This is a genomic window from Sphingobium lactosutens DS20, from assembly GCF_000445105.1.
GTDB lineage: Bacteria > Pseudomonadota > Alphaproteobacteria > Sphingomonadales > Sphingomonadaceae > Sphingobium > Sphingobium lactosutens.
This window is the reverse complement of record NZ_ATDP01000030.1, coordinates 1-13249: the sequence shown is the minus strand read 5'-3', so window position 1 is coordinate 13249 and position 13249 is coordinate 1. Positions and strand designations below refer to the sequence as shown.

General features: G+C 60.1%; 12 protein-coding genes and 1 pseudogene. 10 read left to right on the top strand and 3 right to left on the bottom strand.

Translation table 11 applies throughout. The features are described 5' to 3' along the window. The first annotated feature begins 123 nt into the window (after window positions 1-123). Both RLDS_RS29525 and RLDS_RS29520 read left to right on the top strand, forming a co-directional pair. Complete coding sequence (locus RLDS_RS29525) at window positions 124-3033, top strand: Tn3 family transposase (protein ID WP_021224283.1); 2910 nt, start codon at window positions 124-126, stop codon at window positions 3031-3033. A gap of 142 nt (window positions 3034-3175) precedes the next feature. Next, window positions 3176-4042, top strand: a complete 867-nt coding sequence (locus RLDS_RS29520) for a recombinase family protein (protein ID WP_006953933.1) — start codon at window positions 3176-3178, stop codon at window positions 4040-4042. Between the two features lie 67 nt (window positions 4043-4109). Here RLDS_RS29520 and RLDS_RS56790 read toward each other — a convergent pair. Both RLDS_RS56790 and RLDS_RS29510 read right to left on the bottom strand, forming a co-directional pair. Continuing rightward, window positions 4110-4322 (bottom strand): annotated as a pseudogene (locus RLDS_RS56790) (IS110 family transposase); the annotation flags it as partial. Next, window positions 4274-4729: a transposase gene (locus RLDS_RS29510; RefSeq protein ID WP_021224281.1), complete on the bottom strand. Its 456-nt coding sequence runs from the start codon at window positions 4727-4729 to the stop codon at window positions 4274-4276. The pseudogene RLDS_RS56790 and the gene RLDS_RS29510, both read right to left, overlap by 49 nt. Before the next feature lie 90 nt (window positions 4730-4819). Here RLDS_RS29510 and RLDS_RS54870 point away from each other — a divergent pair, with 90 nt between their 5' ends. Then, on the top strand, window positions 4820-4984 hold the full coding sequence (locus tag RLDS_RS54870) for a helix-turn-helix domain-containing protein (RefSeq protein ID WP_236616764.1): 165 nt from the start codon (window positions 4820-4822) through the stop codon (window positions 4982-4984). Window positions 4985-5067: 83 nt separating this feature from the next. Here the strand turns inward: RLDS_RS54870 and RLDS_RS29505 are convergent, their stop codons facing one another. Beyond that, window positions 5068-5949 carry a LysR family transcriptional regulator gene (locus RLDS_RS29505; protein WP_021224280.1) on the bottom strand — a complete coding sequence of 294 codons (882 nt, stop codon included), beginning with the start codon at window positions 5947-5949 and terminating at the stop codon, window positions 5068-5070. A gap of 96 nt (window positions 5950-6045) precedes the next feature. On the opposite strand from RLDS_RS29505, the gene catA reads away from it, so the two are divergent. The 7 genes from catA to RLDS_RS29475 are packed head-to-tail and all read left to right on the top strand — an operon-like array spanning window position 6046 to window position 13223. Continuing rightward, on the top strand, window positions 6046-7785 hold the full coding sequence (catA, locus tag RLDS_RS57145) for a catechol 1,2-dioxygenase (protein ID WP_021224279.1): 1740 nt from the start codon (window positions 6046-6048) through the stop codon (window positions 7783-7785). A gap of 7 nt (window positions 7786-7792) precedes the next feature. After that, the gene (locus tag RLDS_RS29500) at window positions 7793-8503 is read left to right on the top strand and encodes a CoA transferase subunit A (protein ID WP_021224278.1); all 711 of its coding nucleotides are present in this window, start codon (window positions 7793-7795) and stop codon (window positions 8501-8503) included. Then, entirely contained in the window at window positions 8503-9150 is a 648-nt protein-coding gene (locus tag RLDS_RS29495) for a 3-oxoacid CoA-transferase subunit B (protein ID WP_021224277.1), read from the top strand. Before RLDS_RS29500 ends, RLDS_RS29495 begins: the two co-directional genes overlap by 1 nt. After that, the gene (pcaF, locus tag RLDS_RS29490) at window positions 9147-10349 is read left to right on the top strand and encodes a 3-oxoadipyl-CoA thiolase (protein ID WP_021224276.1); all 1203 of its coding nucleotides are present in this window, start codon (window positions 9147-9149) and stop codon (window positions 10347-10349) included. The genes RLDS_RS29495 and pcaF overlap by 4 nt, the downstream gene beginning before the upstream one ends. Beyond that, window positions 10346-11206 (top strand): 3-oxoadipate enol-lactonase, encoded by an 861-nt coding sequence (gene pcaD, locus RLDS_RS29485; protein WP_021224275.1) that lies wholly within the window; start codon window positions 10346-10348, stop codon window positions 11204-11206. The genes pcaF and pcaD overlap by 4 nt, the downstream gene beginning before the upstream one ends. 2 nt (window positions 11207-11208) lie before the next feature. After that, a complete protein-coding gene (locus RLDS_RS29480; RefSeq protein WP_201767453.1) occupies window positions 11209-12657 on the top strand; it encodes an aromatic ring-hydroxylating dioxygenase subunit alpha in 1449 nt (482 codons plus the stop codon). A gap of 2 nt (window positions 12658-12659) precedes the next feature. Then, the gene (locus RLDS_RS29475; RefSeq protein WP_201767455.1) at window positions 12660-13223 is read left to right on the top strand and encodes an aromatic-ring-hydroxylating dioxygenase subunit beta; all 564 of its coding nucleotides are present in this window, start codon (window positions 12660-12662) and stop codon (window positions 13221-13223) included. Window positions 13224-13249: the final 26 nt, after the last annotated feature.

Genomic DNA, 13249 nt, shown 5'->3' with positions numbered 1-13249 from the left:
GGCCCAGTCGGCCCCAAGCTGCGATTTTGGCCAAGTCGGAGAACGTTTTGGGAACGTGGCATTCGGTATTGACGATGGAAATCATAGAAGAGGACAGTTCGCTCCATCATAGGGAGTGGGTTGATGGATCGGAGTATTCCGGGCGGGGATTTGATCGGACGATGGAGCCTGAGCTTTGCCGATATTGATTTTGTAAATTCGAAGCCGGCCCTGACGCGCCTTGGCCTCGCCGCACAGCTGAAATTCTTCGCTTCCCTGGGGTTTTTCGCGATCGATCCCGGCTCAATCCCTACCGATGGCCTCTCGTATCTGGCCGAGCAACTCGGTGTCGAGGCTGGCGAGATAGCCGGTTATGACTTTTCCAGTCGGACAGCACGACGGCATTGTGCGGAGATCCTGATCCATCTTGGATATCACCGCATGAAGCGGGTGGATCGCGCGCAATTGACGGAATGGATTGCTGGCGAGCTGTGCCCGGGCGGCCAGTCGATCAATGCCATGCTTGAGCATGTTTTCCTGTGGTGCCGGGACCGGCGTATTTATGGGCCGTCGCGCAAGGAGCTTGAACGTGTCGTTCGCTCACAACGGCAAGATTATCTGGACACCTGGCTGATCGGAGCCAGTGATCGGCTTTCGTCAGATGCGGTGGCGTTATTGGAAGCCTCGCTTGCCGATCCGGACAGCTCGACCGGATTCAACAGGATGAAGGGTGACGCCGGACAGGCAACGCTCGACAACATTCTCGACGTGACCGAGAAACTCGCCTTTATCCAGAGACTTGATCTTCCCCATGATCTCCTGACGGCTACGGGCAAGCCATGGGTCGATCAGATTGTTCGCCGCGTTGCCGGTGAAAAGGCCTCGGAGATGCGCCGGCATGCGCCGGCGCGACAGCTCGGCCTTTATGCGATTTATCTAATGTCGCGGGAGGCGCAACTCACTGACGCGATGATCGACCTGCTGATCGAAACCGTTCACAAGATCGGAACGCGCTCGAAACGCAAGGTGGTGGGCGATATCGCGAAAGACATCGAGCGGGTCTATGGAAAGGAGCGCCTGCTGGTCGAGATCGCCAGCGCCTCGATCAATGAACCATCGGGGCGCATCTGCGATGTCATTTTCCCGATCGCCGGTAAGGCCAAGCTGGCGGCGATCGTCAAGGAGAGCCATGCGAAGGGCGCTCTGGACCGGCGCATCTACAAGGTGATGCGTGGTTCCTGGGCCAATCATTACCGGCGCATGCTGCCAAGCCTGCTTTCCGTACTTGAGTTCCGGTCGAACAACGCGGTGTGGCGGCCGGTCCTGGCGGCCCTCGACTGGATCAGGAGCAAGGTGGATGGCGGATGCCGCTTCGTGCCATTGCAGGATGTTCCGATCGATGAGGTGATTCCAGCGCGATGGCGCAGTTCCGTCATTGATGACGATGGGCGGGTAAACCGGATCAGCTATGAGCTTTGCGTCCTGACGCAACTGCGCGACCGCATCCGCTCCAAAGAAATCTGGGTGGTCGGGGCGGATCGCTATCGCAATCCCGATGACGATCTTCCCAAGGACTTCGAGATCAGGCGAGATGCGTACTATTCCGGCCTCAGCCTGACGCCAGATGCGCAGGCGTTTTGCGCCTCGATCCGGGAGGAGCTTGAACGGGAACTGTTGCTCCTCAATGCCAATATTCCACAAAACGACAAGGTCCGGCTCCTGTGGCGCGGCGACAACCGGATATCGATTACACCGTTCAAGCCCTTGCCCGAACCGAAGGGTCTCGCTTCGATCAAAAGCGAGATCGGTCAGCGCTGGCCGATGACCGGACTGCTGGACGTGTTGAAAGAGGCTGCTCTGGACACGGGATTGATGGATGCTTTCGAAACGTCGGCCTCGCGGGTTACCCTGTCGAAAGCAGCCTTGGCTCAGCGTCTTTTGCTGTGTCTCTATGGCTTGGGCACGAACGCCGGGCTCAAGCGGGTCGCTGGCGCAACACCCGATGTCAGTTACGAGGAATTGCTGCATGTCCATCGCCGTTTCATCCACGCGCCAGCGCTGAGGGAGGCGTGCGCGCGGGTAGCAAACGCGACACTGGCAATCCGCAATGCCGCAGTATGGGGAGATGCGGGCACGGCATGCGCGTCCGATTCAACGAAGTTCGGCGCGTGGGACCGCAACCTGATGACGGAATGGCACGCCCGCTATGGCGGCCGTGGCGTCATGATCTACTGGCATGTGGAGAAGCGCGCGACCTGCGTTTATTCCCAGCTCAAGCGGTGCTCTTCCTCGGAGGTCGCCTCCATGATCGAAGGCGTGCTACGCCATTGCACCGACATGGAAATCCAGCGCCAGTACGTCGATAGCCACGGCCAGAGCGCAGTCGGCTTTGCGTTCTGCCGACTCCTTGGATTTGAGCTTGCCCCGCGGCTGAAAGCAGTGGCACGCCAGAAACTGGCCCTTCCCCAAGCCGGCATGCGCACGCGGCTTTCCAATTTACTGCCGATCCTCTCCAGCCCGATCGACTGGGACGAGATCGAGCAACAATATGACGAAATGGTCAAATATGCCGCTGCCATGCAATCGCGCACCGCCGATCCGGAAGCGATCCTGCTCCGGTTTGCCAGAGCCGAAGTGATGCACCCGACCTACAAGGCGCTGAGTGAACTCGGCCGCGCGGTCAAAACAATCTTCCTATGCCGGTATTTGCGTCAGGAGGCATTCCGCCGCGAGATCCACGAAGGGCTGAATGTGGTTGAGAACTGGAACGGCGCTAATGGTTTCGTGTTCTTCGGCAAGGGCGGCGAGATCGCCACCAACCGCATCCATGAGCAGGAAATCTCCGTTCTGGCGCTACACCTCCTGCAAGCGTCGCTGGTGTATGTGAACACCCGCATGCTTCAGACCGTACTGGTTGAGCCGAAGTGGGCGGGGCGGATGACGCCGGAAGATTATCGTGGTCTCACGCCGTTGATCTACAGTCATGTGAACCCTTATGGCCGCTTCGACCTCGACCTGAACGACCGGATTGATTTTGGACGGCTTGCAGCGTGAGGCGGCTGATCGGCCTATAACATTTGGGTACACCCCAGAGTGATAGGGCCGAGTGACACCATTCGTCTGTCACAAAAGGGTGGGTTTGCGCTCAATGTGACGATACACTGCAAGAGCCACCCTAATGTGACGGATTTTGCACTTGGCTCGTATCGGATATGCCCGCGTCAGCACCACGGACCAGGATCTGGATATCCAGATTGGCCGCCTCAAGAATGCAGGTTGCGAAATTATCCGTTCCGAGACCGGATCGGGGGCCTCGCGGAGCGGGCGCACGGAACTGGAAACGATCATGCAGTTTATGCACACCGGCGACGAGCTGGTCGTGCTGCGGCTCGACCGGCTCGGCCGCTCCACGCGCGATGTCCTGAACCTGGTGCATGAGCTTGATGAAAAGGGAGCTTCGCTGCGCATCCTTGAGCCAGAGGTGACGACGGCGGGCGACATGGGGCGAATGGTCATCACCATACTCGGCATGGTCGCCGATATGGAGCTGAAGTTCATCAAGGATCGTCAGCGCGCCGGGATCGAAGCGGCGCGCGCCGAAGGCGTTTACAAAGGCCGGAAGAAGAACGTCGATGACGATGAAATCCGCCGTCGCCTTGCCGCCGGCGCCAGCAAGGCCCGCGTTGCCCGCGACCTGAAGGTCTCACGAATGACCGTCTATCGGGCGCTCGACATTATTCCGTCACAGACCAAACTGCCGGAAAAGCCGCCCACTGCCAGCATCGCCCTGCATCTGATTATCGAGAACTTCAACAAGCGTGGAAGAGGTAGAAAACCCGCTCGGGAGCGGATTGAGGCGATGCTGGAACGCGACTACGCCATGGTAAAAAACGGCAATTGTGATTACAAACTGACCGTCGCCTATGACCCCGATCCGGATGGCATTTCCCTTGATGAGGAAATCCAAAGCCTCCTCTCCGAGATGTTCAACATCGCAGAGAGCTACAATTGCTCCATGGAAGCCGATATCTACGAGGTCGGTGGTCAGCAACGGTCCTGGTAGAATCAATCAAGCGTTCAGTGTTCGTTCTTCAACCTGGCCAAAATCGCAGCTTCGGGCCGACTGGGCCTACCTGCGCTTTCCGCTGCAGGTCGGCGAAGCGAGCGAGCATCCCGACAACGTCGCGCGCGCCGACTATAAACTTCGAAAGCTTCTCGCCATTCCCGGGCGAAAGCGACGTAATCAACCATTTGGATTGGCTGAGTTCCATCGAAACGAAAATTGCGCCAAGATCTACGCGAACAGCGGACAGCGCTTCGGGGCGGTGAGCTGTAATAGGCATGCCGGGCTCCATAGGTTGTTCATCAGCAAGGGCATTCTGGCAGAGCGCCGCCCGCTGTTCACCTCCCCATAGGATCTATGATCAGGGACCTTGTCGCGGCTCGACAGTCGCAGGAACTCCCGCAGCGACAGCGAATCCGAACAGCGCCAGACAATCCCGCGTTCGCTGTCGATGCCCTCGAAATAGCCGATCAGCAGCATGCGGAAATAGCGGCCCGGCGGCAGCGACGGGGCTCCCATCCGCGGCGCATAATAGGGCTTGCACGTCTTCTCGACAAAGCCATCGAAGCCCGCCTCGGCCAGCAGCTTCTGGAGCTTGTCGTAGAAAACATGCCCCGGTGAACGCGGTATCTCCGCCCACGTCACGATCAAATCGGACTGGACCTCGCTATCACGCCCCATCGCCATCGCCGCTAACCCGCCAGACAATCCCACTGCCGCACTGAATCAGCCACCGCCGACTTCGTCAACGGCCTGCTAGGTGGCCGAAAGAGGGTCATGACGCCTCGACGCATTGAGGCGGCCGGGAAACTCCTTGCCTTTGGGATGTCGGCAGGCGAGATAGCTCCAACAATCGGCGTTTCGATTGCCACACTCTATCGGCACCTTCCTGCACCTATGCAAGAAGCCCGAGTTGTCGAAGGTAAATATGTGGAGCCTTAAAGCAGTAAATTCGCCGGATTTGTACAATTCTGCAGTTTAGCGATTTACATACTCCACTTGGATCTCACTTTGCGCGTATCAGCCTAGCGAAAAAGCTGACGTGCAATTTGCTCGAACAACCGAACATCTGCTGAACTGTCTCCGACCCGAAAGCTGAGGATGATTGGTGAAGTGGCTCCTTCATCGCGAACCCTGACATATATGATGTCGTCATGCTGGACGTGCCGCATGGAAGACGGGACCAGCGCGACCCCGGCCTCCGACGCGACCAGCCCGAGAGTAACCTGTACGTCGCGCACTTCCTCGACGTCGGTGTGCGTGAGCCCATGGTCGCGGAGGATCGTGAGAACCTGGTCCGCGTAGCTGGGCCGCGGCTGGCTTGGATAGACCAGCAGCTTGCGGGCCATCAAATCCGAAAGAGAAATGGAGTCCGCTGCCGCCAGCGTATCGGCGGTGCCGATCGCCGCAATCAGCGGCTCGTCCTGCAGCACTTCCCGCTGGATCGCCGGGTCGTCGATGAGGATGCGGCCGAGCCCCGCGTCGATGCGCCCGTCCTTCAACGCAACCACCTGCTCTATAGTACTCATCTCGAGAAGTTGGATCTCAAGCCCGTCCGCTCGCGCGCGGAACTCCCTGATGACCCCCGGCATCATCCCATAGACTATAGAGCCCACGAACCCGACCACGAAGCGCCGCTGCGCGCTCTGGGTAAGCCGCTGCATCGAGCGGCGGAGCTGCTCGATACTCGAAAGGATCCGCGTCGCCTGCTCGTGGAAGATACTGCCCGCTTCCGTCAAGCGGATCGGTCGACTGTCGCGATCGAATAACGCCACGCCTAACTCGATCTCGAGTTCTCTGATCTGCCGGCTAAGCGGCGGTTGCGCGACTCCCAGCCGCTCCGCCGCACGAGTGAAGTTCCGCTCGGCTGCAACTGCCTCGAAATATCGTAAGTGTCGCAGTTCCATTATACCTCCAGGGTATCAAGCCAGACCGAGATGATCTTTCCATCTGATAGGCACAAGTCCTATGTTTCGAGGAAGATAAAAAAAGGGAGGACGAGAATGGTCACTATCGAAACCATCGAAACCTTCATTGTCGATGTGCCGACGATACGCCAGCACGTGCTCGCGATGGCGACCATGCGGACCCAAGCGATGGTGTTCGTTCACGTCCGTTGTTCCGACGGGGTCGAGGGGATCGGCGAAGGTACGACGATTGGCGGCCTCAGTTATGGGGACGAGAGCCCCGAAGGCATCAAACTCACAATCGATCGTCACGTCGCACCGCTGCTGCATGGCTCCGACGCATCGCCCGCGCGAGCGACGATGCTGCTGCGCAAGTCGATTGTCGGCAATCATTTCGCCAAAAATGCAGTCGAGACCGCCCTGTTCGATGCGGCCGGCAAGCGTGCCGGTGTGCCGGTGAGCGAGCTTTTGGGGGGGCGCGTGCGCGATCGCCTCCCTGTATTGTGGACGCTCGCGAGCGGCGACACGGCGCGTGACATCGCTGAGGCTGAGACGATGATTGATCAGCGGCGTCACAAGGCGTTCAAGCTCAAGATAGGCAAGCGCGACCTTGTCGAGGACGTCGCGCACGTTGCCGCCATAAAGCGCGCGCTTGGTGACCAAGCCAGCATCCGGGTGGACGTCAACCAAGCCTGGGATGAGGCAACCGCCAAGCGCGGCGTCGCCATGTTGGCAGATGCCGATGTCGACCTGATCGAACAGCCGATCTCCGGCGCGAACGTCTCCGGCATGGCGCGTCTCACCGCGATGGGCCGGACCGCGATCATGGCTGACGAAGGGCTGCGAGGTCCGATCGATGCCCTGCGCCATGCGACGGATGCCGCAGCCGATGTATTTGCCGTTAAGATCGCACAGTCGGGAGGCCTACGCGCTGGCGCCGCTGTCGCCGGGATCGCGGAGGCCGCAGGGATCGGCCTGTACGGTGGGACCATGCTCGAAGGGCCGATCGGCTCTATCGCCTCGGCGCACCTGTTCGCGACCATTGATGAGTTCGACGTAAGCGAGGACGAGTTCTGGCATGCTCTGAACTTCATGGCGTCTGCCGCCCCGGAATTCGGACTCTTCGCGGCAGGGCTCGGCTTCGAACACTTCCTGGACATGCGCATGGACGCGGCCGACGCGGAAGCCGGGATCGAAGGGGGCACGCCGCGCACCATCGAAGGTCCGCTCTACGTCAAGGGAGCCCCGCGCTCGAAGGGCTTTGCGCGGCTGGACGACGGTGCCGATGACGGAGAAGTGCTAATTATGCACGGGCGCGTGGTCGACAAAGATGGGAAGCCCGTTGCCGGCGCGATCGTCGATGTCTGGCATGCCAACACACTCGGCAATTACAGCTACTTCGACAAAACCCAGAGCGAGTTCAACCTTCGTCGGCAAATTGAGACCGACGAAGAGGGCCGGTACAAATTCCGTAGCATCGTACCGTCGGGCTACGCTGTGCCTAAGGGCGGAACCACCGAGGCACTGCTTGACCTTGTTGGTCGCCACGGCAACCGTCCCGCGCATGTCCACTTCTTCGTGTCGGCGTCCGGTTACCGCCATCTGACGACGCAGATCAACATCGACGGCGACCCATACCTGCATGATGACTTCGCCTATGCGACGCGCGATGACTTGATTCCGCCGATCGAACGAAAAGCTGATCCTGCTGCCATTCATGCGGAGGGCCTCAACACGCCCTTCACGGAAATCGCCTTCGACTTCACGCTCATCACGGCTGGCGAGGCAGAAGAGGCAGAAGCATCTTCCCGCAGCCGCGTCGCGCTCGCGGCCTGACGACATCATGGCCGACAAGTTTTTCGAAAGTCCAGCTGCGGCGCTGGATGGCCTGCTCTTCGATGGCATGACGATCATGTCGGGCGGGTTCGGGCTGTCCGGCAACCCCGAGAGCCTGATCCCCGAGATCCGTGCGAGCGGGGTGAAGGCGCTGACCGTTGTCTCGAACAACGCCGGCGCGGACGGCTTCGGCCTGTGGATGCTGCTGGAAAGCCGCCAGGTGAAGAAGATGATTTCGTCCTACGTGGGGGAGAACAAGCTCTTCGAGCAGCAGTACCTCTCGGGAGACTTGGAGCTGGAACTCAATCCGCAAGGAACGCTAGCCGAGCGGATCCGGGCGGGCGGGGCTGGTATCCCAGCCTTCTACACCAGAACCGGGGTCGGGACGGTCGTCGCCGAGGGCAAGCCGATCGAGGCGTTCGAAGGCCAGGAATATGTCCGCGAGACCTGGCTACGCGCCGACCTGGCGATCGTAAAGGCGTGGCGCGCGGATCCGGCCGGGAACCTGATGTTCCGCAGAACCGCGCGCAACTTCAACCCGGTCATGGCGACGGCAGCCAAGGTGACCGTGGCGGAGGTGGAGGAGCTTGTCCCCGCCGGGACCTTCGATCCGGACTGCATCCACACGCCCGGCATCTATGTCGATCGGATCGTCCTGAGCACCATCAACGAAAAGAAGATCGAGAAGCTCACGACCCGACCGAGAGAGGCTGCCTGATGCCCTGGACGCGCGAACAGATGGCGGCCCGCGCCGCGCAGGAACTGCAGGATGGCTTCTACGTGAACCTCGGCATCGGCATCCCAACGCTGGTCGCCAACTACATCCCCGGCGGCATCGACGTGACCCTCCAGTCCGAGAACGGGATGCTGGGCATGGGGCCATTCCCGTTCGAGGGCGAGGCCGACCCCGACCTCATAAACGCCGGCAAGCAGACGATCACCACGCTGCCGACCTCCAGCTTCTTCTCGTCCACCGACAGCTTCGCGATGATACGGGGCGGCCATATCGACATGGCAGTGCTCGGCGCGATGGAGGTCGCCGAGACGGGCGACCTCGCCAACTGGACCATTCCCGGCAAGATGGTGAAAGGCATGGGCGGCGCCATGGATCTCGTCGCCGGGGTGAAGCGCGTCGTGGTGATCACCGATCACGTCACGAAGGCGGGCGACCCCAAGCTGCTCGAAGGCTGTACGCTGCCGCTGACCGGCAGAGCCTGCGTCGATCTCATCATAACTGATCTTGCCGTGATCGCCTGTGACAAGCCGGGATTCCGGCTGGTGGAGCTCGCACCTGGCATCAGCATTGAGGAGGTGCGCGCGAAGACCGCTGCGCACGTCACCGTCACAGGGGCATTGGCCGCATGAGCGAAGCCTTCATCTGCGACGCAGTCCGCACGCCCATCGGCAAGCTGAACGGCACCCTATCGTCCATCCGCGCCGACGACCTTGCGGCGGTTCCGATCAAGGCGCTCATCGAGCGCAACCCGGGTGTCGATTGGGCAGCGGTGGACGACTGCCTACTCGGCTGCGCAAACCAGGCTGGGGAGGACAATCGCAACGTCGCTCGGATGGCGGTGCTGTTGGCGGGATTGCCGGAGCAGGTGCCTGGCGGCACTATCAACCGCCTGTGCGGCTCGGGCCTTAACGCCGTCGGGTCGTCCGCCCAGGCGATCCGCGCCGGCGATGCCCACTTGTTCATCGCGGGTGGCGTCGAGCATATGACCCGCGCGCCTTACGTGCTCGGTAAGGCCAACGCCGCTTTCGACCGCGCGCAGAAGATCGAGGACACGACGCTCGGCTGGCGCTTCGTCAATCCGGCGATGCGCCATGCTTATGGCGTCGACTCGATGCCCGAGACGGGGGAGAACGTCGCGGTCGAGTGGAAGGTCAGCCGGGAGGATCAGGACGCCTTCGCGCTCAACAGCCAGCAGAAGGCGGCGGCGGCGCAGGCGAACGGACGGCTCGCCGCAGAGATCGTGCCTGTCGCGATTCCACAGAAGAAGGGCGACCCAGTCCTCTTCGAGCGCGACGAGCATCCGCGCGCCACGAGCGCCGAACTGCTTGCCAAATTGAAGCCGGTCGTGGGGCGTGACGGGACGGTGACGGCCGGTAACGCATCGGGCCTGAACGACGGTGCGGCAGCGATGCTGGTGGCCTCTGAAGCCGCGGCAAAGCAGCATGGGCTGACCCCGCGGGCGCGCGTGATCGCCATGGCGTCGGCAGGCGTCGCGCCGCGCATCATGGGGGTCGGCCCAATCGAAGCGGCGCGCAAGCTGTTCGCACGCACGGGTATTTCTCCGAACGATCTCGACGTGATCGAACTCAACGAGGCCTTCGCGAGCCAGGCGATAGCCACGCTGCGTGATCTCGGCATCGATCCCGCCGACCCGCGGGTGAACAGGAATGGCGGCGCCATCGCTCTCGGACACCCGCTCGGCATGTCTGGCGCGCGCATCACGATGAGCGCGGTGGAGGAACTGCAGCGCACCGGCGGCCGGTATGCGCTCGCCTTCATGTGCATCGGGGTGGGGCAGGGCATCGGCATGCTGCTGGAGCGCGTATGATGATCGATCACATCGTCACGGGCGATGGCTGCAGGATCGCCTACCGGTTCGACGGACCAGCCGGGGCACCGGTGCTGCTGCTCTCCAGTTCGCTCGGCACGACTATGGAGATGTGGGAGCCGCAGATCTCCACCTTTGCGGAGCAGTTCCGTGTACTGCGCTATGATACGCGCGGCCACGGCGGTTCGGATGCTCCGCCGGGTGCCTATTCGCTAGATCGACTTGGTCGAGACGTTGTGGAACTCCTCGACGTGCTCGGAATCCCGCTGGTCCACTTCTGCGGCCTCTCGCTCGGCGGTATGGTTGGTCAGTGGCTGGGTGCGCGCGCGCCCGAGCGGATCGAGCGTCTTGTGCTCGCCCATTCGAGCGCCTTCATGGGGCCGCCTTCAGCGTGGGACGGACGCATTGTCCTGATCCGCGAGAAGGGGATGGCCGCCGTCGCCGAAGCGTCGATCGAGCGCTGGTTTACGGCCGAATTCGTCAAGAAAGGCGACGCCTGCCTGGACAGGGTGCGTGGCATGCTGCTCACGACGAACGTCGCCGGCTATGCCGGCTGCTGTGCAGCCATCCGCGACATGGACCTGCGCCGGCTCGGTGAGCTGATCGACCTGCCGACCCTCGTCATCGGCGGAGATGCCGATCCTGCGACCCCGCCCGCTCATAGCGAAGCGCTGGCGGGCGCGATCCGCGGCTCGCGTTTGCTGTTTCTGTCGGCAGCGCACCTCGGCAACATGGAACAGCCGGCCGATTTCGCACGCGCGGTTCTGAGCTTCCTAGACTCATGGCCGGGCGAGCCGGGCGAGGCGATGCCAGAACGATCTGTTATGAGTGACTTCAATGTTGAAACGGAGATATGACCATGAAAACTATGACCGATAACGTCCGCACTGCCTCGGAAGCGACGAAATGGGCGAAAGAAGATATAGCCGCATTGGTGAGTGATCAGCACGGATGGGTTGACCCACGCATCTATACAGACGAAGCTCTTTATCAATTGGAGCTCGAGCGGGTCTTCGCAAAATCGTGGCTGTTGTTGGGGCACGAATCGCAGATCGCAAAGGCCGGCGACTTCATGACCAACTATATGGGTGAGGATCCGGTGCTTGTCGTTCGGCAGAAGGACGCTAGCATCCGAGTCTTTCTCAATCAATGTCGTCACCGAGGAATGCGGCTTTGTCGAGCAGATTGCGGCAATGCTAAGTCGTTTACCTGTAGCTATCACGGTTGGGCGTACGACACTGCGGGAACGTTGGTAAATGTTCCCTACAGCGAGTGCTTTCCGACGTTGGACAAGAAAGAATCGGGACCGCTTCAGGCACGTGTCGAAACGTATAAAGGCTTGATCTTCGCGAATTGGGATACCGAGGCGCCGGATTTAGCCACCTATCTGGGCGAAGCTAGATTCTATATGGACCATATGTTCGACCGGACAGAGGCTGGCACGGTCGCTATTCCCGGCATTGAGAAATGGGTAATCCCCTGTAACTGGAAGTTTGCGGCAGAACAAATGTGTAGTGACATGTATCACGCAGGTACGACCTCTCACATTTCGGGCATTCTCGCCGGGCTGCCAGCTGACAAGGGCCTGAGTGATCTGCCGCCGCCGACGGAAGGTCATCAGTACCGCGCATTATGGGGGGGGCATGGCGCAGGATTCTATTTGGACGACACCAATCTGTTGACTGCGACGAGCGGTGAGAAAGTAGTCGATTACTGGACTAAAGGTGCCGCTGCTGAAAAGGCTGCGCTGCGTTTCGGTGCCACGGCGCAATCACGGATGGCCCTCCTACACATGGCAGTGTTTCCAAGCTGTGGCTTCCTTGCAGGCGTCAACATGGTCCGAATGTGGCATCCCCGCGGACCCAATGAGATAGAAGTGTGGTCTTTTACGGTCGTGGATGCGGATGCTTCAGACGAGATCAAGGATGAATTTCGTAGGCAGTCCATGCGCTCGTTTTCAGCAGGCGGAGTGTTCGATCAGGACGACGGCGAGAACTGGGTCGAGGTTCAGCAAATATTGAAAGGCTATAAAGCACGGAGCAGACCATTCGTCGTTTCCATGGGAATCGGCAGGGACGAGGGAAGCCACCCGGACTACCCAGGCCGCATTGGCTATGTCTACAACGAGAACGCGGCGCGTGGCTTCTATACGCACTGGGCGCGTATGATGACCTCGCCGAATTGGGCGGCATTGAATCAGACGCGTCCTGGATCGGTAAATAAGTTGGACTCAAACGGCATCCATACCGATTCCGTAGAACAATCGGCCGGCTATTCGCAAGAAAGCGACACAAGGAGGGGGATGTGAGCATGTCGGTAATGGTGAAGACAACAGAAAGTGGACAGATGAAGCCCCGCCTCGTGCCGCTGAATCTACAGCACGAGATCGAACAATTCTATTATTGGGAAGCGAGGCTTCTTGATGATCGTCGATATGAAGAGTGGTTCTCTCTCTTGGCCCAAGATATCCACTATTTCATGCCAATCCGTACGACTCGTGTCATGCGGGAAGCAAGAAACGAGTTTGGTGACTCGCGCAGCTTCGCCCACTTCGATGACGATCATCAAATGATGACTGGGCGCATCCGGAAGATAACATCTGACGTTGGATGGTCTGAGAACCCCGCTTCGCGCACCCGTCATGTTATCTCTAACGTAATGATCGAAGAAGGGGATAGGTCCGGCGAGTATGAAGTGTCCGCAGCATTCATCGTCTACCGTAATCGGTTGGAGCGTCAACTCGACATCTTTGCTGGCGAACGTCGAGATCGCCTGCGTCGAACCCGTACTGATGCCGGCTTTGAAATCGTCAATCGCACGATCCTGATCGACCAGACCACAATTCTGTCGAATAACTTAAGCTTCTTCTTCTGAGGATCGGATTGTGGGATACACGAAAG

What these genes read in the sequence shown, in the direction of transcription:
- pcaD (WP_021224275.1), top strand. Translation starts at nt 10,346, where the DNA reads ATGATGATCGATCACATCGTCACGGGCGATGGCTGCAGGATCGCCTAC.
- pcaF (WP_021224276.1), top strand. Translation starts at nt 9,147, where the DNA reads ATGAGCGAAGCCTTCATCTGCGACGCAGTCCGCACGCCCATCGGCAAG.
- RLDS_RS29525 (WP_021224283.1), top strand. Translation starts at nt 124, where the DNA reads ATGGATCGGAGTATTCCGGGCGGGGATTTGATCGGACGATGGAGCCTG.
- catA (WP_021224279.1), top strand. Translation starts at nt 6,046, where the DNA reads ATGGTCACTATCGAAACCATCGAAACCTTCATTGTCGATGTGCCGACG.
- RLDS_RS29475 (WP_201767455.1), top strand. Translation starts at nt 12,660, where the DNA reads ATGTCGGTAATGGTGAAGACAACAGAAAGTGGACAGATGAAGCCCCGC.
- RLDS_RS29510 (WP_021224281.1), bottom strand. Translation starts at nt 4,729, where the DNA reads ATGGCGATGGGGCGTGATAGCGAGGTCCAGTCCGATTTGATCGTGACG.
- RLDS_RS29495 (WP_021224277.1), top strand. Translation starts at nt 8,503, where the DNA reads ATGCCCTGGACGCGCGAACAGATGGCGGCCCGCGCCGCGCAGGAACTG.
- RLDS_RS29480 (WP_201767453.1), top strand. Translation starts at nt 11,209, where the DNA reads ATGAAAACTATGACCGATAACGTCCGCACTGCCTCGGAAGCGACGAAA.
- RLDS_RS54870 (WP_236616764.1), top strand. Translation starts at nt 4,820, where the DNA reads ATGACGCCTCGACGCATTGAGGCGGCCGGGAAACTCCTTGCCTTTGGG.
- RLDS_RS29500 (WP_021224278.1), top strand. Translation starts at nt 7,793, where the DNA reads ATGGCCGACAAGTTTTTCGAAAGTCCAGCTGCGGCGCTGGATGGCCTG.
- RLDS_RS29505 (WP_021224280.1), bottom strand. Translation starts at nt 5,949, where the DNA reads ATGGAACTGCGACACTTACGATATTTCGAGGCAGTTGCAGCCGAGCGG.